The sequence below is a fragment of the Paenibacillus sp. EB106-06-01-XG199 genome (assembly GCF_058791575.1).
Map to the genome: position 1 here is coordinate 698,160 of NZ_JBYTDQ010000003.1, position 23,797 is coordinate 721,956.

The following is a 23,797-nucleotide window of genomic DNA, read 5'->3' on the forward strand; positions in this document are numbered from 1 at the left end:
CTACCATAACCCTTGTTCTCCCAGGCGTTTAGCAATTGCATTGGAGCCCACCACAAAGACAAGGCCAACCAAGGCTTGGAACAAGCCCATTGCTGTAGCTAATGAGAAATTACCTGATTGCAAACCTACTTTGTATACGAAGGTACTGATAACTTCCGCGTAATCCATAACTAACGTATTTCCCATTACAAATGGCCGTTCAAAGCCGATCGTCATAATCTTACCCAGTGACATTATAAGCATAACTACAATGGTTGGCCGGATCCCCGGTAGTGTAATGTTCCACATTTTTCTCCATCTTCCAGCTCCATCAACTTCGGCGGCTTCATACAGTTCTTTGTTGATACCAGTCAGTGCTGCCAAGTAAATAATAGTTCCCCAGCCTGCGCTCTGCCAGACACCGGTTCCTAAATAAACCAGCAGCCAATGATTTTTTTCTGTCAGGAACGGCACTGGTTCAAAACCTAGACCTGTAATCATATTGTTGATTAGACCACCACTGTTTGAAAAAATTTGATACACGAGTCCACCGATAATGATCCATGATATAAAGTGCGGTAAATAAAGGATCGTTTGCGATATCTTCTTGAACCAGAGCGATTTAAGCTCATGTAACATAAGAGCAAGCAGAATGGGCGCAGGAAACGAAACGATTAAATCCAGCAGGTTTAGCAGCAAAGTATTGCGTACAACAACATAAAACTGCTGCATCTGAAACAGCTGTATGAAATTCTCAAATCCGATCCATTCACTGCCAAGAACTCCCTTGAAGAGACTGTAATCCTGAAAAGCAATGGCTGACCCGTACATTGGAACATATTTAAACAGAATGAAATACACAATTGGAAGCAGCAACAGTAAATATAGCTGGTAGTCTTTTTTTACTCCCTTCATCATCCATTGTTTTTTCGGAATTTTTTCAGCAGTGACTTTAACTTGCGTCGAGCTAACGTTATTCATATAAATCCAAACCCTTTCACTTTTTGACCTGTAACTTTATAGTATTACCTATCCCAAACTTGATATCGATATCGGTGCGGGGTTCAGTAAACACACTATACGATGTATATAGAAATTCAATCAATAGACTTATTTCACAGCATCATCTTATCTCCCAAACCCTTGATTCTGTACAATCACAGCCTTTGTTCCCAAAAGCTCGGAAGCTGCGAATACTACGCCAGCGAAGGTCATCAAGATCCGCAAAGGCAATACCATCCTCACCAGCGGCCACTTTTCCTTCTACATATTGCTTGCCGACGAATAAACACCCTTCCCTTATTTTCAGTTCGATTAGCCCCGCCTGCTTCCGAATAATTTAATAGCCGCTTACCATCTCCACACTCGGGTTGAGTGGAATATCCAGCTCATTTAATGAAAATTGCACCTGTCAGATAAATTCCCTCAGTGAATGTTACCGTCCCCCCGCTAGCAGTTGCTGCCGCATCGATCGCCAGCTGGATTGCTGCCTTACTGTTGGTCATTATTCTGTTGTGGCTGCATCGTTTATCTCCTTAGTATTAAATAGTCAATCCTGAGTCTTATCCCTTCCGGTAATAAGGAAGTCTGCTTAATGGCACTTCAACTTCAAGCTCGACTGGCCCGTTAACCACGCTTCCGTCATCCCCGCTCCAACTTCCTTCTGGGAAAATAATGCTGCGCTTCCGCACATCTTTTTCTATGACCGGAGCAACGAGGAGTGAGCTTCCCAGCATAAACTGGTCTTGAATGGTATCCAATCCTTGATCAGGAAACTCATAAGCCATATGACGCATAATTGGCTCACCCGTAACCGATGCATGCCTTGCAAGGTCAAGAATTTCACTACCGAACTGAGCGTGCAGCTGAGCTGCCTCTACGCAATAGCCTAATTGTGTTTCATCCAGCAGCCGCCAGGGAGCTGCAGAGAACTGCATCATCGGGAACAGCGCGGAACACTGAGCATAGCGGACAAACAGCTCAGCATCAAATTTAGCAGAAGTAAAGCTTAAGAATTCGCCGCCGCCAATCATATCTGGACAGGTGTAAGCATAACCCAGCAGACCTTGCGCTAGTCCGTCAGGGATCAAAGCATCAAGACCGTTGCCCTGCCACTCATGGCTCTTATCCTTAAGCCGCTGCACAAGCGGTTGTCCCGCCAGCTTCCAGCAGGCCCGGTATTCATTCAGCCTATATTTCAGGCCAACTCTGCCCCAAGCTTCACTATGCCCGCTGCGGGTTGACGGAATGAACGCTATATCATCAGCCTCATAGAACTCTGCATCACCAGCATCCAGCTTGAAGCCGTCTATCCCGTATTCACTCTGCAGCGTATCGAACTTGTCGTGAATCTATTTAATCGCGTCAGGATTGGTGCAATCCAATACCGCGCTGTAGCCATTCCACCATTTCCGGATAGCTGTCTTTCCTTCACAGTCCTTAAGCAGAATTCCAGATGGCTCAACCTCGCGGAATGTAATCGAATCCGGACTGATGAACGGGCATACCCATAACATGACTTGGAAACCCATAACGTGAAGCTCTTCGACCATACGTCTAGGATCCGGAAACTTGCCGGTATGAAAGGTCCAGGTACCGTATGGCTCATGCCAGTTATCATCAATCATGATGACTCCCGGAGGCATCCCGTGATCCAATACCTCCCGGGCATATTGCAATACTTTTTCCTGTGTCGGTTCGTAGAGCAGTTCAATCCACAAATTATACTGCGGTGCGGTAAATAGCAATTCTTCTGGTATCTCCGGAGCAGGCGGAAAGAAGGTGCGGGATACATGCTCGAATACACCTTTTAAACTGCCATATCCTTCTCCAACGATTAGTTCTCCCTTTCCGGCCACCGTCAGGTAATCCGCTTCATACTGGAACACAAATGGCTCTTCACTCCAGAGATATCTTCCTTTACTGGATATCAACAGCGGACAGGCCTGATTTCCATGATGGTTCTCATCCAGATCAGCCTTGAAAAGAGAAAGACCATAGGGCATGCTTCTTCCATCTGCAGTACGGCCGCCCCACCAATATTCACCAGGAAGCATTTTGATAAGCTGTTCACAATTCGACATTTGAATTCACTCCTTTTGTTAAGTTGATCTTACCTTTGGAATAAACCGAATTTTTTGTTTTATAATATAACATAATTGATTATCATATAAAAAATGTTGTTCATTTTTATAGCATTACTATTGCAATTTATAAATTAAAATGAATCAATATTGACTTTGAATCAATTGGTTGACAGAGAATTAATAGTTCTGAGTACAGCTTCTCCGGGAATGAACGGCCGGATTATGGATCTGTCATTTTTCAATATACACTCAGCGGCCAGGGCTGGATTGAGGTGGATCAGCAGGCCATGAAAGACATGTCATTCAGAGAGAAGCGAACTCTTATTTAATAGTAGGTTTACGGGAACTGCTGTGGACAATTGCCGAGGAGAAGATTACGGATAAATATGAATTGTCTGCCAAGGTCTATAGCTGGATGCTCAGCTTGGTCAAGTCGAGTTGAGGGGTTACCAAGGAGATCAGCGCAACAACAAGTTCGCTCGTTTTAAAAGCCAAGGTATAGTATGAAGGAGCGCGTTGAAGTCCCGCTAACCCTAGATATGCTTGCAGGGCACTGTGGGGTCAATAAAATCTGGGTAAAATCAATTCTGTTACATTAGCACGCACATTTTTTTAGATTGTCTCCGATTTATTCCAAAGGTAAAATCAATTACGAAACAGGAATATTTTAAATCGCCATATAAACTGCAACCACTTTAAAAATTATTTCATTCAAATCTGTGCTGTCATAAAATGGATCAAATGAGTTCCAGCCCATCATAGGTGCGTCAACGATTGGGCAGCCGGTATAACAGGAGACGCCTCTGCTCTTGCAATGCCCGTAAAAGATGTAAATTCCCCAATCAGACTAAGTATCTTAACCATTGCGAATAATCTTCCGGCAACACTCTTTGCTATCGCTGTAGTTCCCATGACTTGTTTATTTTTTTATTTTTACCATAAAAATAAAATTTCAGGTGCATAGTTCTCAATCACATGTCTGAAATGTCAAGGTGGGGTGTCCCAAGACCCCTACATCTTACTTGACAGTCCTTCTGTAAGGAATGAAAAATACGAACCTGTCGCATGTCAAATGTGAACATGTATAAATAGGAAAAAGGGCAGCCTTTTCAGCAGTGTTTTGCCGCTGAAAGGCGCCCTTTTAAGTCCTCTCCACCTATCATCAATCTTAGAGCTGGATTTCCAGCCATTCCCCATCGGCAGGGATAACCGCTTCTTGCGATTGTCCCTTTGTCCGGTATCTAAGCACGCCGTGTCCGCCCGTAGACCGGACGCGGATCCGCTGCTCATTCATATCAACTTCAACTTCGCCGTCAGCGGTCGGAACAGTTCCCTTTAACCACTCCAAGCCGCCAAGATGCGGCTCTACGATGAATGCAGCATATCCCGGCTCACATGGTTTGACTCCAAGGAAATATTTGCCCAGCAGATAAATAGGGCTTGCCCCCCATGCATGGCACAGGCTCTTTCCATACGGCATGCCGTACATTCCATAGTGAGTATCACCCGTTTGGGTTGGATCGTACTCTTCCCAGAATGTAGTTGCACCAAGATCAATCATTCCGCCCCAATAGGACAACATCTCATTGCGGACATACTCATGCTGTCCGCTCTCACACAGCACAGCTAATTCATGAAAGCGCATGTACGGGGTCCGGATCTGCGGAACCTCCGGATTCAGCATAACATTACGAATGACGCTGTAGCGTTGTTCAGCAGATAAATAATCATAGGACATGGCGAACATGTTGGCATGCTTGGTTAATTCCGGCAGGGTCTCTCCATCCACACGATGATGAAGCAGGCCTCCTTTGTCCTTATCCCAGAACAGATCAAGCGTTGCTGCTATAATCTCTTCTGCGAGCTTTCCGTAAGAGGCTGAAGCCCCGTTATCCCCAAGCAAGCTGGCAAACTTACTCATGGCCTCAAGCCCGCGTGATAACAGAATCTGTTCCGTACTCACTGCACCCTCGTTAGAGAAATCTGCCCAATCCACGAATACCCAGTCCTGCGGCCGGCCTACGATCAGCCCCTCTTCATTCCTCTGCTGGAGGCAGAAATCCATAAGTGACACCGCACGGTTGTAGTTCACTCTAATGAAATCCAGATCACCGGTGTACATATAATAATCATACAAAGAAATGAACCAGTACAAAGAATAGTCCAGAATTGTGTTAATATGCATGGTCAGAGGATCTTTACCTCTTAGCGCCACAAGTGTTCTGCGGGTTACGTCAAGATCAAAGAAGCTGTAATAGTTCATGAGGAAAGCCTGGTATGCATCACCCGACCATACCCAGCGGTCACGTTTGATGCCATCCAGGAAAAATTCGCGTGTGTTTAAATGCAGCGTATAAAGTGACATGTCATATATTTCATTAATTTTCGGGTCTGAGCACTGGAACGAACTCCGGTAGGTAACGGGAACATATTCATAGAGCATTGATACAGTTTGCCAGTGAACCTCTGCATCCGCTTGGACCCAGACATACCGGAAAGCTTTAGCATTCTTAAGCGTATAACTGCCGTCTTCTGCGCCGGCAATCATCTCAGTAACATTGAATTCATCAATAAGGACACATTCATCCGGGGACAATGCCTCAGCTATGGATTCGCCATAAGAAATGCTCAATTTCCCTTGTCCGCTCAAACCATGAAAGCGCAAGTATCCGAAGGTCTCCTTGCCGAAATCCAGTAAAGGAAATCCGTCTCTTGTCTCAGAGGAAATGGGCTCCTGTGGTGTCAACGCCAGCCGGAATTGCGACGGCGGCTGGTCCGGTGAGTTAAATGTCCAGGAGCCAGCCTTAACCCAGTCATTCTGATAGGATCTGACTTCCCAGGATGAATCCGTACAGAGATTATCAGACTCAATGAATAAAGCCGGAATCTCCACATCATTAAATACGCTTACGGAGATTTTATGCTGTCCGGCTGGTAGCGTAATTAGGGATTGATTGTTCCGGTAGTTATCCTTCCCGTCAAGATATAACGCAAATATTCCTTCCGCTGCGATTTTGATTTGCTCCTCATGGGGCAGATCATAAGTAAACCGGAACTCAATATTAGAATAGTGGCGGTCCAGTCTCCAATAGGAGGGATAAGCACCTTTACGCGCTGTGCGCTTGACAGCCATTTTTTCGTTTAATCTAATCTCGAAATCTCCCGGATACCATATCCAGGTTGCCTGCTGCTCTTGAGCTGATTTTCCCACGTATTATATCCCCTTTCGTTATTTTCTTATCGATTGTATACTAAAGTCACTTTATACAGAGACAGGGAGAAGTGACAATCAACATGGACTATAGTGACAAACCTTTCAAGCCATATGAACGTTTAAAAAAGGCGGACAAAGCACCCGCATACCATTCGGATTTCCTTGAGCATTTCCAGGGAAATTTCCCTCTATTTGTAAATCTCTATGAGGAAGGGTTTGAACTAAGGGAGCATAATCATGCCTATATTGAAATTGTCTATGTCTTATCAGGTGATGGCTTTCACTATATAGGCACCGGTGTAGAGAAAACCAGTAAAGGCAGCCTTTATATATTGCCGGTAGGCACTTCCCACCTGTTCCGGCCCAGCAGCCCCGCGAATCCGAATAAACTTCTTGTTTACAATCTCTGCATACGTCCCGAATTCATTGATGAGCTTGCTTCCTGGATCGGATACTATGGTGACGCTGAAGCCGTATCCATATTTAAAGGCAGGTTAAATACCCACCTTTCTCTTATGGATCAGAAAATGGAGTTAGCACATTTGTTTGAGCTGCTGCACAGGGAATACACGGCAAAGCTTTCCGGCTTTGAAGCTGGTCTTTTCTCGGGTGTTCTACAAATGTCGGTACAAATCCACCGGATGCTTACAAAAGCACAGCATACTGAAGCTTCATTTCATTCACATTCAAGTGGCAGAACCGAGCTTCTTCGCATCCTAAAGGAGATCGATATCCGCTTTACCGAGCCTCTGACGGTAGAGAGCTTAGCTGCAGAGGCCGGAATGAGCAAGCGTAACTTCATTCGTTTGTTCCGTACAATAACAGGTATGAGCTTTTCTGAATATTTACAGCACAGACGGGTAGAACTGGCCTGTCAGTTGTTAAGGAATTCGGATCACACCATCAGCTCTATAAGCAGAATCATCGGCTACCGGGATGCAGCACATTTCCGGGAAGTGTTTCGTAGAGTCATGGGAAGTAATCCCCGGGATTATCGCATAAATAAAGAGAAATAATCTGCACCAAAAAGAGAGCCTTCCGGCTCTCTTTTGGATTTAGCTATCCTTTTACCGATCCTGCCGTCATGCCTTCAATGATATAACGCTGAAGGAAGAGGTATATGATCAGGATGGGCACCATGACGGACAACAAATCTGCGAATACAAACTGCCACTCGGTCCCATACTGTGACACGAAATTATAAACAGAGAATGGCAGCGTCCATTTATTACTGTCACTGATAATGTAAAGCGTGTTCAAAAAGTCATTCCATGCGTATATCGCTACAAATACGGTCACCGTCGCAATGGACGGCTTGAGCAGCGGGAAAATGATCCGGGTGAAGGTGTAGAAGCTGCCGGCTCCGTCAATCGTTGCCGCTTCATCAATCTCCCTTGGTAGCCCTTTCACGAAACCGCTCATAATGACGATGGTCAGCGGCAGATATAATGCGGTTAGGAAAAGGATAAGACCGATGAATTCACCGGAAATATGCAGCGCCTGCATCAGTTTTATGGTCGGGATCATCGACGGGGGTGCAATCATACCGGCAAAGAACACGAAAAACAAATACTGTACCCAGCTGCCATGACGCCGGGATATAAAGTAAGCGGTCATCGAGCCGGCGCCAACAGCCAGAATTACAGTGCCTACAGTTACGATTACGCTGTTCTTGAAGCCGTTCAGCAGCCGGCCTTCTATGAAGACCGTTTTATAGTTGGACCACATCCATTCGGTGGGCAGACTGAGACTAAGCTTTGCTGCTTCCGCCGGCGTTTTCAGTGAGCCCAGGAATACCAGCAGCAAAGGCAGAACAATGATAAGGCTGCCGAGTATCGCGATAACGGTCCGTAACAGCCAAGGGCCTAATTGCCTTTTCATGCAGCGTTCTCCCCTCTTTGCAGCAGCTTCATTAACGCGATGGATACGATACCTACGGAGACGAAGAGCACTACGTTGGCTGCGGTGCCGTATGCGTAAAGACCTGAGCCGAATTGCTTGTAGATATGAATGTTCATTACTTCGGTTGCTCCGCCTGGTCCGCCGCCTGTGGTGACATAGATCAATTCAAACGCCTTCATCGAGCCAATCATGCTCAGCATCACACTGGTAGACACCACCGGAGACAGCGTTGGGATAATTACATACCGGAGACGTTGAAAATAGGTCGTCCCATCAATAACGGCAGCTTCGAGCATATCCTTTGAGATTCCCTGTAAGCCTGCCAGGTACAGCGCCATAGACGAACCGGCCCATTGCCATACGTTAATAAATGCAACTGAATATAGGGCAATTTTGGGATCACCAAGCCAGTCTCTTTCCCAGGAAGAAAGACCGATCGCTCCTAACAGATGATTAAAGATCCCGTCCGGGTGAAGCACTGTTGTGAACATGTAACCGACAACCAGTGCACTGAGGATACAAGGCAGAAAATACATACTGCGGAAGAAATTCCGGCCGGCCAGCGGCGCATTCAGAAACAGGGCCAGCACAACCCCTACTCCATTTTGCAGAATCGTTACGATTGCCGCGTAAATCACCGTGTGCTTCATAATGGTATACAGAGCTTTGGAGCCGAACAGCTCCTTGAACTGATCCAGACCTATGAAATTAATTGTTTCTTTATAGGGGGACCAGTCCGTGAAAGAATAATAGAATCCGGACAACGTTGGATAAATGTACAGTACCGCGTATATAATCAGGGCCGGAGCGATCAGCCATACAGGATACATCTTTCGGTGCAGCATCGTTCCTCACCATCCTTCCATTAGGGCATATATTTAGAAGCCGGCCAGACCGGCTGCCTTTGCCCCTTTATTAAAGTTTGACTGCAGCGCTTCTGCAACATCCTTAGCCGACATTTGTCCGCCGTACATTTGCTGTAACAGGGATTGATAGTCGCCGATATCTACTGCTGCAAGTGAATTGAAGAATGGGGCCGCCTTGCCTTCTTCCACATAAGAATTCATATCTGATGTACCCGGATTCAGTTCAACATTGACCCCAGTCCAGGTTGGAATGGATTTGACCGAGCTGAAATACGTCGACAACTCCTCTTCGCTGGCAAAGAAATCGAGGAACCCTTTCGCGGCCTCCAGATTTTTGGATTTCTTCAATACATAAAGCCCATTCGGATCAGCTATCCCTGCAATGTTGTTGCCGCCCCAAGGCAGCGGGAACATTCCAATTTCCGCATCCGGAAATTTAGTGATAATCGGTTCAATCGCCCAGTCCGCTTCAAAGATCATCGCCGATTTGCCGGTAGCCACCTGTTCCAGTGACATATCATAGGTGCCGGAGAACAGATCCTTATTCAGGTATCCCTTTTCTTTAAGGTCGGCCTGCTTCTGGAGCGCATCTACGTATTCAGGCACTTCACCAAAGCTTGTCTGGTTAGCATTGATTTTGTCCATTAAATCCGGCTGTGAATTAATTACATTAGCCATAGCACTGAACGTATAGATCTGAAGCGGCCAGCCTTCTTTACCTGCTTCGTATACCGGGGTTATGCCCGCTGCTTTAATCTTGTCGCAGGCTGCAAGGAATTCTTCGTACGTTTGCGGAATTTGGATGCCGAGATCATTGAATACCTTTTTGTTATAGATAACTCCGGAAACACTGAGCCCGGTCACCGGTATGCCATACAGCTTCCCTTCACTTTTCAGGAAATATTTCGAAACAGCCGGGTTAATCCGGGATACATAATCTTCATTGCTGAGGTCCAGCAGATTCTTCTCAGGTGTCAGCTGCTTAATGCGTCCTGCCTGACTCCAGTAAAATAGCAAATCCGGCGCATCAGCTGTGGCCAGACGGGTATTTACAAGATCCTGGTAACTGTTAACCGGTGCGCTCTGAATATCCAGCTTGTTGCCTGTTTTGGCTTCATAATCATCAAACACCTGCTGCCACTTCTTCTCTTTCAGCCAGTCGCTGGCTACCAGTACCTTCAAGGTAACCGGCTTGCTTGCCTGCTCCTCTGTACCGGATGTTCCTGTTTGATTAACGGATGAATTATTATTCCCGCTGCCACAGGCAGACAAGAGCATGGTGCTTACCAAAAGCACGGCTGCAGATAAGTGAAACTTTCTCATTTGAACCCCTCCATTTATTAATCATTGGCGCTTTTATATAGTAACGCTCTTACTGTGAAATGCGGAATGGAAAAAGTGAACCTGACTCCTGTAAAATCCGAACCTGCCGGTGATATCCCGATTTCATATGATAAACTACATTATGGGAGGGATTAGAATTGCAGCTTAGCATAAAAACACGGCTCTTTCTTAACTTTACATTGCTCAGTTCCATTTTAGTTGTCAGCAGTGCTTCTCTCTTTTACTATCAATCCTCGAAGGATTTAATAAGCCGGGTTGAAGAAACCAACAGACAGCAGCTGTACCGGTACCAAGAGGCACTTGATAACGTAATCGAAGATATGGACCGGATTTCAGCCCAGGTGATCTACAGCTCCGACGTTAAGAATTATCTCTATGAAGGAATGAACGATGATTCATCGTTTCAAAGCTTCTCCAAACGCCAAAAATATGAGGAACTGCTGCGGTCCTTCAATGGTCCATGGTTTATCGCCTCACAGATTAATATTATCGCCCGTGACGGTTTCTTTCTCACTTACGGCCAGAACATGGATACCGCCCATGATATCAAGAATCAGATCCAAAAAGCAGAGTGGCTTGGCGAGGCCCTTCATCTGAACGGTGAAAAATTGCTGCTCCCTCCTCATATTAGCGAGTGGCAGGAAAACCATTCCGTGTACTTTTCTCTGGTCCGGAGCTTTAATTTTCCTAACAATCAGCCGGAAGCGGTGGTCGAAATTCAGCAGCCGCTCGAATTACTATCAGATACATTGGAGCTTGGCAGCAATGAACCCGGCTCGAATACGTATGTATACGTTATCAACGATAACGGAGACCTATTCTACCCTTATTCTGAAACCGCTGCCAGCCATCCGGCTATTCCGAGGTGGTCAGGCAGCGATACAGAAACCATGATCTCAGACGGTAATACTAAAATGCTATGGAGCCAAATGAGGTCTGACTTCAGCGGACTAACCGTCCTAATCGAACAGCCAAAATCTGAGGTCATGGCACCGATCACCCATCTGCAGCGCATAACACTTATTCTGGCTGTATTTGGAGAAATCGTCTCGCTGATAATCGCCTATGCTCTCTCTGAGCGGATTGCCTCTCCGATCCGGTATTTGCAAAAGCGGCTGGAAAAACTGAACGTTGATAACGTCAATACGTCAAGTGTTGAAAAACTAAAAAATATTACAGAAATGAGTCTGCTGTACGAAACCTTTGAAGAGATGAAAGTCAGGCTAAATCATTCTCTGAGTGATGTGCTGCAGGCTCAAAAAAGAGAAAATGTAGCCCATTTACAGGCGATGTACGCTCAAATGAATCCTCATTTTCTATTCAACACCCTCACTGCCTTAGCATCTTACGCCGAAGAAACCGGATTCCGGGAATTCACACTGCTCACCCAGAAGCTCAGCAGCATGCTTCGCTATTCTACGAATTCAATGGCCGACTACGTTACGCTCAAGCAGGAGATTCATTATACCGTACAATATATGGAGCTAATGGAATTTCGGTATGATGGACAATTTTCATTCACTGTGGACGTTGATCCGTGTATGGAAGGGGAACAAGTGCCGAAATTTTTACTGCAGCCTTTGGTTGAGAATTCATTTGTACATGGCTTCAAGCATGCGCGTCCTCCATGGATGATTAACATTACAGTCACCACCTCAAGTACTGAGGCTTCAGCCTGGGAAATTAGAATCCGCGATAACGGTTCAGGGTTCACTGCTTCTGCATATGAGGATACTGTTACTCTTATCGATGAGCTCAATCAAGGAAAAATCCGGCAGCTTGACAAGCTGTCAACGAAGGGTCTGGGCCATATGGGAATTATCAATACCTTGACCCGCTGCCGCCTCTTCTGGAATTCAAACGTCAGCTTTGCCCTCAGCAATCGGAACGATGGTATGGAATTTACAATCACAGTCAGGAGGTAACCTTATGTTCCGGCTTATACTGGTAGAAGATGAACCCCGTATCCTGCGTTATTTGAAGGAGAAAATTAATCATTTAAGCTCCGATTTCAAAGTGGTCGGGATGTACAATAACGGAGAAGATGCGCTTGTGGAATTACATTGGACACAGCCGCATGCTGTGATCACCGATATACGGATGCCGGTCATGGACGGGATCGAGCTGATCGGGAAGGTCAGGCAAAAGCTGCCTGATATCCAGTGCGCAATTCTAAGCGGCCATGATGATTTTTCCTATCTCAGGGAGGCTATCAAACTCGGCATTACGGATTATCTTCTTAAGCCTGCTGCCGACGAGGAAATCAGTGACCTGCTATTCAAAATGAAAGACCGGTTAATGCTCAATCAGACGCTGCTGGAACGTGAAGTGACCAGACTTATTGTGGATTCGCCAGACATGCTCTTCAGCCAGGAATCCGCCTGGATGGAAGTCGCGCGCGAGCTTTTCTATTATGGGAACTACGTACTGATTTATGCCTGGTCGCCGGTTGGAGACATACCTGATGATTTCCAGACATTCTGCAGCAGTCTCCTAAACACAGGTGAAAAGTGTACACGTCTTCCTTCTCCAGCTGCGGAAGCAATAATGCTGATCGGCGTCCACTCCTGGTCTAAGGATCGTCATCTGGAGTGGATTCATCTGATTACCCGTTCTCTACATAATACAGGTGCTACCTCTGTCCTGGCTTTCTCCCCGGCAGGTTTTGTGCCTATTCCGGAGCTGCTGGGCCGTTGCCGTAAGCTCGTTCCGCTCAAGAGCCGCTTTGAAGGACATTGTTTTGAGCTGGCCGATTCCACACTTGAAGAATTCCCTTTGCTTCTGGAGTCTCTGCAACCTGCATGGATGAGACTCGCGCACTTTATAATCAAGCAGCAGAAGCAATTATTTGTTAAAGAGATCGATACTCTGTTTGCCGGAGAATACCGTGAACAGCTTCCTGTGACACGAAGAGGCTGGGAGAAACTCCTGCTTCACATCTCCCATTCCCTGCACAGCCAGCTTACAAATTCGTCTGATTTTCACTTTGACCTTAAGCAAGCGATGGAGCAGGAGCTGACCGAAGAAGTATGGAAGCTGCGTACAATGGCCGAGCTTCAAATGCAGGTACGGGAGATATGGAGCAGTTACTTTTTCCGTTCCGAACAAGAGCGGAATCTGCAGCGTGATTGGGCGAAGGATGCTAAACAGTACATTAATGATCATTTTCGTGAGAACATCTCTCTGCCAGGTATCGCTGATATCTTTGAACTGCATCCCGCCTATTTGAACAGGGTGTTTAAAAGAGCTTTTCAGCTGTCTATTTCAGATTATCTGGTTCAGCTGCGGATGGAAGCGGCCTGCCGTTTTATCCGGGAACACCCTTTCGTACTAATAAAGGACATTGCTGAGCATGTCGGTTATCTGGACCCTTATTATTTCAGCAAGGTCTTTAAGCAGCACACCGGTCTTAGTCCAAGCGATTACAAGAATAGCAGTATTTGAAAAAAAGGCCTTGGTTTTGACAACCAAGGCCGGCTTTCTCTTTATATGCATATTATCATTGCAGCTGAGTCTTACCCCTTCCGGTAATACGGAAGCCGGCTCAGAGGCACTTCAACTTCATGGATTATCGGCCCTTCCACCACGCTCCCGTCATCCCCGGTCCAGCTTCCTTCGGGAAAAACAATGCTGCGCTTACGTACATTTTTGTCTATGACCGGAGCAACGAGGATAGAGCTTCCCAGCATAAACTGGTCTTGAACAGGCTCCATGACTTGTCCGGGAAACTCATATGCCATATGGCGCATAATCGGCTCACCTGTGCGGGATGCATGCCGGGCAAGCTCAAGAATCTCATCACCATACTGAGCATGAAGCTTAGCTGCTTCTACGCAGTAGCCTAAATGGGTCTCATCCAGCAGCCGCCAAGGGGCCGCAGAAAACTGCATCATCGGGAATAGCGCTGAGCACTGAGCATAACGGACAAACAGCTCCGGATCAAACTGGGCCGAAGTAAAGCTCATGTATTCGCCTCCGCCAATCATATCCGGGCAGGTGTATGCATAACCCAGCAGACCCTGCGCCAGTCCGTCAGGGATCAAAGCATCAAGTCCGTTGCCTTGCCACTCATGGCTCTTATCCTTTAACCTCTGCACGAGCGGCTGTCCAGCCAGCTTCCAACAGGCACGGTATTCATTCAGCCTATACTTCAGGCCGACTCTAGCCCATGCTTCACTATGCCCGCTGCGGGTTGAAGGAATGAACGCCTGATCATCAGGCTCATAGAAATCCGCATCACCGGCATCCAGCTTGAAGCCGTCAACCCCATATTCGTGCTGCAACGTATCAAGCCGGTCGTGAATCCATTTCACAGCTTCGGGATTAGTACAATCCAGTACTGCACTATAACCGTTCCACCATTTGCGGATCGCGGTCTTTCCATCCCTGTCCTTCAAAAGCAGTTCAGCCAGTTCAAGCTTGCGGAACGTCAGCGAATCCGGGCTGATGAACGGACATACCCATAGCATCACCTGGAAGCCCATGGCGTGAAGCTCCTGCACCATCCGCGCTGGATCGGGGAATCTGCCGGAATGGAAGACCCAAGTGCCATAAGGCTCATGCCAGTTGTCATCAATCATGATGACCCCCGGAGGCATCCCGAGATCCAGTACCTTTCGGGCATACTGCAATACTTTTTCTTGAGTCGGCTCGTAGAGCAATTCGATCCACAGATTGTACTGCGGAGCGGTAAACAGCAGTTCTTCGGGTATGCCTGGAGCAGGCGGAAAGAAGGTTCGGGATACATGCCCGAACGCACCTCTTAAGCTGTCATATCCTTCTCCAGTAATTAGATCTCCCTTTCCGGCCACCGTCAGGTAATCCGGTTCAAACTGAAACTCAAACGGCTCTTCACTCCACAGATATCTTCCTTTACTGGATATCAGCAGCGGACAGGCCTGATTTCCGTGATGGTTCTCATCCAGATCAGCCTTGAACAAAGTAAGACCATAAGGCATGCTTCTGCCATCTGCAGTGCGGCCGCCCCACCAATATTCACCGGGGAGCAGTTTTATAAGCTGTTCAGATTTTGGCATTTGACTTCACTCCTTTATCTAAATCGATCTTACCTTTGGAGTGAAGCGGAGACAATCTAAAAGTTTTGCTTTATAATATAACAAAATTGATTTTTTATATTCAGGAGGTCAGTCAATGTTAGAGCCATCTTCTTATGCTTTTCGAAATGAAGATAAATCAATCTTGACTCTGGATTCTATTGGTTGGCAGAGGGTCAGAAGTACTGAATACAGTTTCTCTGGTGACGAACGGCCGGATTCAGGACATGTCATTTTCCAATATACACTCAGCGGCCAGGGCTGGATTGATGTGGATCAGCAGATCGTGCCTGTGCCTAAAGGTTCCGGATTTCTGGTCCAAATTCCCAGTAAACACCGATACTACTACAATGATCAGACGCAGCCCTGGGAAATTCTATGGCTTAATCTAAGAGGCGAAGAAGCCAATCGGATCTGGAAGATGATCATAGAACAGGAGGGACATGTAATTCAACGAGAGGCAACTTCTCCCGTCATCACGGGATTGCAGGAACTGCTGCGGAAGATTTCCGAAGAGAAGATTACCGATAAGTATGTATTGTCTACTGAGATCTACAGTTGGATGCTGACCTTGGTCAGAACAAGCCGGGAGGTCACCAAAGATATTAGCGCAGCTACCAGCTCAATCATCCTGAAGGCCAAAAAGTATCTGAAGGAGAACTACGCAGCTCCGCTGACTCTTGACATGCTTTCTGAACACTGCGGAATCAACAAGCATCACTTATGCCGGCTGTTCCAGAAATCCGATCAGATCTCTCCCCTGGCTTATCTGCGGGAACGGCGGGTAGAAGCCGCTGTCTCTCTGCTGCGTACTACCGATCTCTCCATTCAGGAGATAGGCCGGCAATGCGGCTTTGACAGTCCCAGCTACTTCGGCAAAGTGTTCCGTGAACACATGGAAATGACCCCGAAAGACTACCGGATGAAGAAGCTTGAGTTCCCATATGATGCTATTTATTATGAGTAGCCACATCATCATGCTATTAACCTATGCTGTAAAGTAAAGTGTTTCAGGAATGTCAATTGTATTCAACAGGCTGGCCATGTACAATAAACGATGTTGAAAAATAGCAGTTCTGACAGGAGAATGTTGATGGAGAAAATAAAGAACAAATGGTTCAATAGCAGGAGTGTGCTGCTGACCTGGTCTTTATCTTATATGGCCGTGCTGCTGCTTCCGGTTGCATTGAGCTCGATTGTATACTACCAGTCCAGCAAGATGCTCACTGACGAAATTCATCTGGCCAACAATTCCTTGCTCAAACAATTAAGAGAACTGATGGATAAGCAGATTGACGCGGTCAACCGCTTGGACTTCGAGCTGAATTGGAATACGAAGTTCCGTGAACTGGTCGATCAGCACAAGTATGTCATCTTTCCTGAAGAATACATGTATGATCTCCATGATGCCACCAAGGACATGTCCCTCTATCAATCTGCTTATTCGGAGACAGACCTGTTCTATATCTACTTGGCTTCCCGCGATACCATCCTGCTTCCCGGAGTTTACCGGAACACAAGATTTGCCTACGCTGAGAATCACCAGTCCGATAGCTTAAGCTATGAAGAGTGGATTGATATTCTGCAAAGGAAGAAATTCAAAGGCTTCGTGCCCGTGAAACGTACGAACGAGAATGGCGTTTCTATGGAAGCGCTCGCATATGTAAGCACCTATGATTATGAAGATGATCAGCCCTTAGGCGCTAATGTGATTCTGCTCGACAAGTCCAAAATACTCTCCTCCCTGCTTAACATCGAAGCCTTCAGTAAAGGACATGTCGTGATCGCAGATTCCGACAACAATGTGCTCGTATCCAATTCGAATACTGACCTTCCTGCCCGGTTGCCCTTCGGCAAACAGCCCGGTGCAGGCGGCATGTTCATCTGGGAGTCCGAAGGTCAGCAGTACGAAGTATTCTCTATTCAGTCAGCAGTTTCCAGCCTCAGATATATTTCCATGATTCCCAGTGAAGTCTATTGGAAAAAAGCGGAGCTGGTCCGCAAACTGACGGTGATGAGCATTCTGGCCAGCCTGCTCGGCGGCGGAGGTCTGACATATATTTTTCTGCGTAAAAACTATAATCCGATCCAGCGAATTGTACGCGCTTTCAATAATAAAGTATCTCTCCGGGAGAAAGGAGCGAACGAATTTCTTTTTATCCAGCAGGCGGTGGACAGCACTTTGAATGAAATGGACAATATGATGCTGGAAATGAAGAAACAGCACTACAGCCTCCGTTCTAATTACATCATGAGATTACTCAAAGGCAAGCAAGAACACGAGCTTCCTTTGGCTGAAGCTTTGAGTGCCTTTGATATTCAGCTGCTCTCTGAAGATTTCGGCATCCTTTTATTTTATCTGGAAGATGTGGACATCTTCCTCGAACGTGTTCAAGGAAAAACAGCGGATGAGAAGCTGCGGCTGCTGCATTTTATTGTGAGGAATGTGGTGGAGGAGCTTGTCAATGTCAGACACCGGGGCTATCTGGTTGAGACAGATGAGACGATGCCCTGTCTGATCAGCCTGTCTGAGATCCCTGCAGAGGAGCAGGCGGATGATCTGCTTCAGGCGGCCCGCAGTGCCCAAGAGTTTCTTGCGCATAAGTACAGTATCTATATTACCGTTTCTATCAGCCAGGTTCACCGCGGACTTCATCAGATTCCTCAAGCTTATCAGGAAGCTCTGGAGGCTATGGAGTATAAGCTGGTTATGGGCAAACAGGAAGTGTTGTCCTATGAAGACATCCAGAGATATAACATCCGGGCAGAGACCGATTCAGGTTATTATTACCCTCTTCAGAGCGAGCAACAGCTGATTAACTATGTTAAAGTAGGTGATTTCCCGGCGGCTCAAGGCGCCCTAGATGAAATCCTGCAGATGAATTTCTCAAATCACCCTGTAAAGCTGCCGCTAGCGCGTTGTCTTATACTCGATCTGGCCGGCACCTTGATCAAGAGCATCGGAGAACTGACTGCCAGTCAGAACAACATCCTGATCCAGAATCCTAAACGCATCGACAGACTTTATTCGTCAGAGACGCTTACAGAAATGCAGGAGCAGCTTGAGGGTATGCTTAGTGAAGTGTGCGACTATGCCCGTGCTAAGCGGCTGCAGCATGTTCAGGAGAACCGCCAAGAGGCCTTGAGTGAGCTGATCAACAAGGTATCGGCCTTTATTGATGAGCGATATACCGATCCGGGCTTGAATGTTTCTCTGCTCGGACAGCAATTTGATATGAAGCCTACATATCTGTCCAGGCTGTTCAAGGAACAATCCGGGGAAGGGCTGATGGATATGATCAATAAGAAGCGGATTGCCTGGTCCAAGCAGTTAATTACGGAGCAGCGGTTGACGGTGAATGAGGCGGCGGAGAAATCAGGCTTCAATGATGTCGGCACTTATATCCGCACGTTTAAGAAAATTGAAGGGATTACCCCAGGCAAGTATAAAGAGATCGCCGAGGACTAACCCACCCTCCCCCTGCTTGTCACCATCCATGACAGGCGGGGATTTTTTATGTCAATCCTACTGGAAAAGTCCGGTTATATTCCCATTGCCTATTCGTTTGTCTAAATTGCCGATCCCACGGCGCCCTTTTCAATCCGATTGGATATTCTGCGCATGTACAGTAACACCGGGCTGACCTTATAGTTATGGCATGAACCGCCGCGAAGCAGCAGGTTCTTAGCACATGTTAATGAAGTACACTCAGGGAGGGTTAACAAGAATGAGAAAAGCAAGCAGAAAGCTAATGTTTTCTCTTATGACATTCCTATTAGCGGGCAGCGCGCTTGCGGGATGCTCGGAGAACAACGCTGAGAACGAACCAGCTTCCAGCCCGGACATGTCATCAGAATCAGCAGTGGTATACCCCTTGAAAACGGACACCAAGCTCACTTATTGGGGAGCACTGCCTAACAATCTGACGGGGGTGAAGTCCGCGCATGCGGAGGTTCCTTTTTATCAGGAATGGCAGAAACGCACAGGGATTACAGTGGATTTCACAACCCCTCCGGCTAACCAGGTCGACGAATCCTTCAACGTGATGCTGGCCTCAGGAGAATTGCCCGATTTGCTGGAGTATAACTTCTTCAACTTCCCGGGCGGCCCGGAAAAGGCAATCAAAGACGGTTACATCCTGGAACTCAATGACCTGATTGACAAATATGCGCCGAATTATAAGAAGTATCTGCAAGAGCATCCCGAGATTGAGAAAATGGTTAAAACCGACAATGGAAGCTACTATTCCTTCCCTTTCATCCGTGTAGATGAAACCCAGCTTACGTTCCAGGGTCCGGTGATCCGGAAGGATTGGCTGGATGAGCTGGGTCTGCCCGTACCTGAAACGATCGACGAATGGACCACTACTTTGAAAGCGTTTAAGGAGAAAAAAGGAGCTGCTGCACCGATCTCCTTTGTCGGCAAGCCGCGTGTCTTCAATGAGCTCGGGAACGGTGCTTTTATTGGCGCATTTGGCGTTACCCGCGATTTCTATCTGGAGGATGGAAAGGTTAAGTTCGGTCCGGCTGAGCCGGGCTATAAGGAATTCCTGAGCCTGTTCCATCAGTGGTATGCTGACGGGCTGCTGGATAAAGATGTGGCTACAGTGGATTCCAAGGTGATGGATGCCAACATTACGTCGGGTGCGACAGGAGCTACCTGGGCTAACTCAGGCGGGGGTATCGGCAAGTGGACGCCTATCCTCAAAGGAATAGATGCCAAGGCCTCCATTGTCGCTGCGCCTTATCCGGTTCTCGAAAAAGGCACCACGCCAAAGTTCGGTCAACGGGATTATGCCTACTCCACCGGCGGGATGGTAGCCATCTCGGCAACATCCAAGAATGCGGAGCTGGCGGTCAAATTGCTCGATTATGGCTACAGCGAGGAAGGACAGCTGCTCTTTAATTTCGGAATCGAAGGCGTCAGCTACACCATGGAAAACGGCAGTCCGAAATTCACTGATCTTATCATGAACAACCCCGACAAGCTGGCCCCTGCTCAAGCCATGTCTCTGTATATCCGGGGCAATACCGGAGGCCCATTTATTTCCGATAAGCGGGTTTCCGAGCAATACCTGAACTTGCCGGAACAGCAAGACGCGGTAGCCTTATGGAAAAATACAGATATGGCTAACTACCAGCTTCCGCTCGTTACGCCAACTCCTGAAGAAAGTGCAGAATTCGCCAACATCATGGCCGATGTGAACACGCTGGTGGACGAAATGACATTAAAGATTATCCTGGGTACAGAGCCGCTGGATGCCTATGATAAATATCTGGAAAAACTTAATTCCGTCAAGCTCTCGCGTGCCATTGAAATTAAACAGGCAGCGCTGGAGCGGTATTTGAAGCGCTAAACCACAAGCCACACCGGGAGCAGACAGAACAAACAGTCCCTGCTCTGCTCCCGTAAGGAGGAAAAGAGAAACCATGGCCAAACTAGCTCCAATGACGGGAGTACAAACTACCCTAAATAATAGCTTCAAGCATCGTTTCATCCGGGATTTCAAACTGAACAAACTGTTGTATTTCATGATGATCCCAGTGATGCTCTATTACGTTGTTTTTCATTATGCACCGATGTATGGGGCGATTATAGCCTTTAAAGATTTTTCACCGATGAAAGGGATTGTAGACAGTGACTGGGTAGGACTCCAGCACTTTCAGGACTTCTTCTCCAGCTACTATTTCTGGCGGATTCTAAAAAACACGGTAGTCATCAGTTTGTATTCTATTGTATTTATGTTTCCGGCTCCGATCATACTGGCTCTGCTTATCAATGAAGTCAGGAATCAGTCCTTCAAACGTGTGGTGCAGACCTTTTCATATATGCCCTACTTTATTTCACTCGTCGTGATTTGTGGAATGATCACGGACTTCACCAACAGCAACGGGGTTATTAATACATTATTCTCTTGGATCGGTTATGACGGAACCGCTATGCTGCAGAAGCCTGGTCTGTTCCGCCCGATTTATATTCTTTCCGAAATCTGGCAGAAAGTCGGCTGGGAATCAATTATTTATATTGCCGCCCTGGCGGGCATCGATCAGGAACAGTATGAAGCAGCCCGGATTGACGGTGCCAACCGCCTGAAGCAAATGCTGCACATTACGCTTCCCGGAATCATACCCACAATTACCATTATGTTTATCCTCCGGATGGGCAATATGCTAAATGTCGGCTTTGAGAAAATCATTCTGCTCTACAATCCCGTAACCTATGAAACGGCTGACGTGATTTCCTCCTTTGTGTACCGTAAAGGCCTGCTGGAATTCGGCTGGAGCTACAGCTCAGCTGTAGGTCTGTTCAACTCGCTCGTTAATCTCATTCTATTGATCTCGGCCAATTATATCAGCCGCAGAGTCAATAAAACCAGTCTTTGGTAGGAGGAAACCGTTATGCATGCCGAAAAAGGCTTCAAAAATAAGGCATTTGATTTCATTATTAATACCGCTCTGATTCTTCTTGTTATAGTTACGCTCTACCCGCTTTTATATGTGCTATTCGCTTCTTTCAGTGATTCCTCACAGCTGGTTGCGAACAAAGGTTTTTTATATAAACCGTTAGGCTTCAGCTTAGAAGCCTATCGAAGCGTTTTTAGTAATCCCGGCATTATCAAAGGTTATGGCAATACACTGTTCATTCTGATCTTCGGTGTCACGCTCAACATGCTTCTGACTTCCATAGCGGCCTATGTGTTATCCAGAAAAAATGTAATGTGGAACAGTGCCTTTACCCTGCTGATCGTGTTCACGATGTTCTTCCACGGCGGCCTGATCCCGATGTATTTGATCGTAAAGGGAGTCGGTCTGATTGATTCCATATGGGCAACCATCATACCGTTCGCCGTAAGCACCTTTAACCTGATTATTATGCGTACCGCATTCTCCGCCATTCCCGAGAGCCTTGAGGAATCGGCAAAGATTGACGGAGCCAATCATTTGACGATCCTGTTCCGGATCATTCTGCCTTTATCTAAGCCCGTCGTAGCCGTGATGGTCCTCTATTATGCCGTGGAGAAATGGAATGCCTGGTTCTACGCCTCTATCTTTCTGAAGGACCGCAACCTGTTCCCGCTTCAGCTGATCCTCCGTGAAATCCTGATTTCCAACTCGACGGACAACATGGCCACAGGAGCCAGCTCGGCTGATCAATTCATGATTGGAGAAACCATTAAATATGCCACGATAATAGTAGCGACGGTCCCAATCCTGTGTGTGTATCCCTTTGTGCAAAAGTACTTTGAGAAAGGCGTTATGATCGGTGCGGTGAAAGGTTGACCGATCAGCCCATATATAGCAGAAAGGTGGAAGACAGTAATGACTGTTTTACAATTCGACGAACAAGCGATCCGCGATGCCCTCGACCGTGTGGTACAGCGGACCTTTCAAATGGATTTCGACTGGGACTGGCCGGGAGGCGTGGCCTTCTATGGAGTCGCAGAGGCATATGAAGCAACTGGCCAAGAAGAATATATGAATCAACTGAAGGAATGGGTAGATGAGCAGCTGGAAGACGGATTACCCCGTCTTACCGTTAATGCGGTGTCCATTGGACATACCCTGCTTTCTTTGTACCAGGCTACCGGGGATAACGTATACAAGGATCATGCTGTGCAGATGGCTGAATTCCTGAAGCACGATGCCGTGAGATTTGCAGATGGGGTCTTCCAGCACACCGTGAATTCAGAAGCTTACAACTTTCCCCAGCAGGCTTGGGTGGATACGCTATTTATGGCCGGCTATTTCCTGGTAAGAATCGGGCATCTGCTGGGGCGTGAGGATTATCTGGAGGATGGAATACTGCAATATCATGGGCATGAGCGTTTCCTTCAGAATCCTGTAACCAACCTGTACTGCCATGGCTGGGACCATGTGTCACAGACTAATATGTCCGGAATATTCTGGGGGAGAGGCAATGCCTGGGCTGCTATCACGATGGCCCGCGCCCTGCGGATGATTCATGTTACCCATCCTTCATTCATGGTCATTGATGGTTCCCTCAGAGACCAGCTCAGCGCCTTGGTACGCCTGCAAGGAGAGGATGGATTATGGAAGACGGTACTTACCAATCCTGAGTCTTATTCTGAAGTCTCCGCTTCGGCTGGTATTGCCGCTGCTCTGCTCTCCAAGGGCAAGCTCTACAACAAGGCTATCAACCGGGCGACTGCCGGCATTCTGTCCAGCATATCCCCGGATGGATCGGTACAGAACGTGTCTGCCGGTACGGCAGTAATGCAGAATGCAGCAGGCTACATGGGAGTACCGCGCCAGCGGATACAAGGCTGGGGGCAAGGATTGACTCTTGTATTCCTCGCATCTCTTTTGAACCACCGGGAAGTATAGACTATT

The 23,797-nt window shown here is 47.1% G+C and carries 17 protein-coding genes; 9 read left to right on the plus strand and 8 right to left on the minus strand.

The genetic code is table 11. The annotated features are described in order from the left end of the window. The 4 genes from AC3WT9_RS13885 to AC3WT9_RS13900 all read right to left on the minus strand — a co-directional run bounded on the left by AC3WT9_RS13885 (position 1) and on the right by AC3WT9_RS13900 (position 6,276). Entirely contained in the window at positions 1-897 is an 897-nt protein-coding gene (locus tag AC3WT9_RS13885) for an ABC transporter permease (protein ID WP_492407710.1), read from the minus strand. Positions 898-1,541: 644 nt separating this feature from the next. Then, complete coding sequence (locus AC3WT9_RS13890) at positions 1,542-2,123, minus strand: alpha-amylase family protein (RefSeq protein WP_492407665.1); 582 nt, start codon at positions 2,121-2,123, stop codon at positions 1,542-1,544. 207 nt (positions 2,124-2,330) lie between these two features. Beyond that, positions 2,331-3,062: a TIM-barrel domain-containing protein gene (locus AC3WT9_RS13895; protein ID WP_492407666.1), complete on the minus strand. Its 732-nt coding sequence runs from the start codon at positions 3,060-3,062 to the stop codon at positions 2,331-2,333. A gap of 1,171 nt (positions 3,063-4,233) precedes the next feature. After that, positions 4,234-6,276 carry an alpha-L-rhamnosidase-related protein gene (locus AC3WT9_RS13900; RefSeq protein ID WP_492407667.1) on the minus strand — a complete coding sequence of 681 codons (2,043 nt, stop codon included), beginning with the start codon at positions 6,274-6,276 and terminating at the stop codon, positions 4,234-4,236. Positions 6,277-6,359: 83 nt separating this feature from the next. On the opposite strand from AC3WT9_RS13900, the gene AC3WT9_RS13905 reads away from it, so the two are divergent. Beyond that, complete coding sequence (locus AC3WT9_RS13905) at positions 6,360-7,295, plus strand: helix-turn-helix domain-containing protein (RefSeq protein ID WP_492407668.1); 936 nt, start codon at positions 6,360-6,362, stop codon at positions 7,293-7,295. Between the two features lie 43 nt (positions 7,296-7,338). Here AC3WT9_RS13905 and AC3WT9_RS13910 read toward each other — a convergent pair whose 3' ends face one another. Genes AC3WT9_RS13910 through AC3WT9_RS13920 form a run of 3 tightly spaced genes read right to left on the minus strand, consistent with a single transcriptional unit; the run spans position 7,339 to position 10,370 of the window. Next, positions 7,339-8,160, minus strand: coding sequence for a carbohydrate ABC transporter permease (locus AC3WT9_RS13910; RefSeq protein WP_341095323.1), 822 nt, complete (start codon positions 8,158-8,160; stop codon positions 7,339-7,341). After that, the gene (locus AC3WT9_RS13915; protein ID WP_341095325.1) at positions 8,157-9,026 is read right to left on the minus strand and encodes a carbohydrate ABC transporter permease; all 870 of its coding nucleotides are present in this window, start codon (positions 9,024-9,026) and stop codon (positions 8,157-8,159) included. The genes AC3WT9_RS13910 and AC3WT9_RS13915 overlap by 4 nt, the downstream gene beginning before the upstream one ends. A 33-nt stretch (positions 9,027-9,059) precedes the next feature. After that, the gene (locus AC3WT9_RS13920; protein WP_341095327.1) at positions 9,060-10,370 is read right to left on the minus strand and encodes an ABC transporter substrate-binding protein; all 1,311 of its coding nucleotides are present in this window, start codon (positions 10,368-10,370) and stop codon (positions 9,060-9,062) included. A 158-nt stretch (positions 10,371-10,528) separates the two neighbouring features. Here AC3WT9_RS13920 and AC3WT9_RS13925 point away from each other — a divergent pair, with 158 nt between their 5' ends. Continuing rightward, positions 10,529-12,316, plus strand: coding sequence for a cache domain-containing sensor histidine kinase (locus tag AC3WT9_RS13925; RefSeq protein WP_492407669.1), 1,788 nt, complete (start codon positions 10,529-10,531; stop codon positions 12,314-12,316). A 4-nt stretch (positions 12,317-12,320) separates the two neighbouring features. Continuing rightward, positions 12,321-13,835: a response regulator gene (locus AC3WT9_RS13930; RefSeq protein WP_492407670.1), complete on the plus strand. Its 1,515-nt coding sequence runs from the start codon at positions 12,321-12,323 to the stop codon at positions 13,833-13,835. 71 nt (positions 13,836-13,906) lie between these two features. On the opposite strand, the gene AC3WT9_RS13935 is transcribed toward AC3WT9_RS13930, so the two are convergent. Continuing rightward, complete coding sequence (locus tag AC3WT9_RS13935) at positions 13,907-15,427, minus strand: glycoside hydrolase family 31 protein (protein ID WP_341379402.1); 1,521 nt, start codon at positions 15,425-15,427, stop codon at positions 13,907-13,909. Positions 15,428-15,542: 115 nt separating this feature from the next. Between AC3WT9_RS13935 and AC3WT9_RS13940 the strand changes: the two genes are divergently transcribed. The 6 genes from AC3WT9_RS13940 (at position 15,543) to AC3WT9_RS13965 (ending at position 23,791) form a co-directional block, all read left to right on the plus strand. Further along, positions 15,543-16,412: an AraC family transcriptional regulator gene (locus tag AC3WT9_RS13940; protein WP_341095335.1), complete on the plus strand. Its 870-nt coding sequence runs from the start codon at positions 15,543-15,545 to the stop codon at positions 16,410-16,412. 126 nt (positions 16,413-16,538) lie between these two features. Continuing rightward, positions 16,539-18,914 carry a helix-turn-helix domain-containing protein gene (locus AC3WT9_RS13945; protein WP_341379403.1) on the plus strand — a complete coding sequence of 792 codons (2,376 nt, stop codon included), beginning with the start codon at positions 16,539-16,541 and terminating at the stop codon, positions 18,912-18,914. A 259-nt stretch (positions 18,915-19,173) separates the two neighbouring features. Then, a complete protein-coding gene (locus tag AC3WT9_RS13950) occupies positions 19,174-20,802 on the plus strand; it encodes an extracellular solute-binding protein (protein ID WP_341379404.1) in 1,629 nt (542 codons plus the stop codon). Between the two features lie 73 nt (positions 20,803-20,875). Then, complete coding sequence (locus AC3WT9_RS13955) at positions 20,876-21,832, plus strand: ABC transporter permease (RefSeq protein ID WP_445744988.1); 957 nt, start codon at positions 20,876-20,878, stop codon at positions 21,830-21,832. A gap of 12 nt (positions 21,833-21,844) precedes the next feature. Next, a complete protein-coding gene (locus AC3WT9_RS13960; protein WP_341095341.1) occupies positions 21,845-22,726 on the plus strand; it encodes a carbohydrate ABC transporter permease in 882 nt (293 codons plus the stop codon). Between the two features lie 39 nt (positions 22,727-22,765). Continuing rightward, positions 22,766-23,791 carry a glycoside hydrolase family 88/105 protein gene (locus AC3WT9_RS13965; RefSeq protein WP_341095343.1) on the plus strand — a complete coding sequence of 342 codons (1,026 nt, stop codon included), beginning with the start codon at positions 22,766-22,768 and terminating at the stop codon, positions 23,789-23,791. Positions 23,792-23,797: the final 6 nt, after the last annotated feature.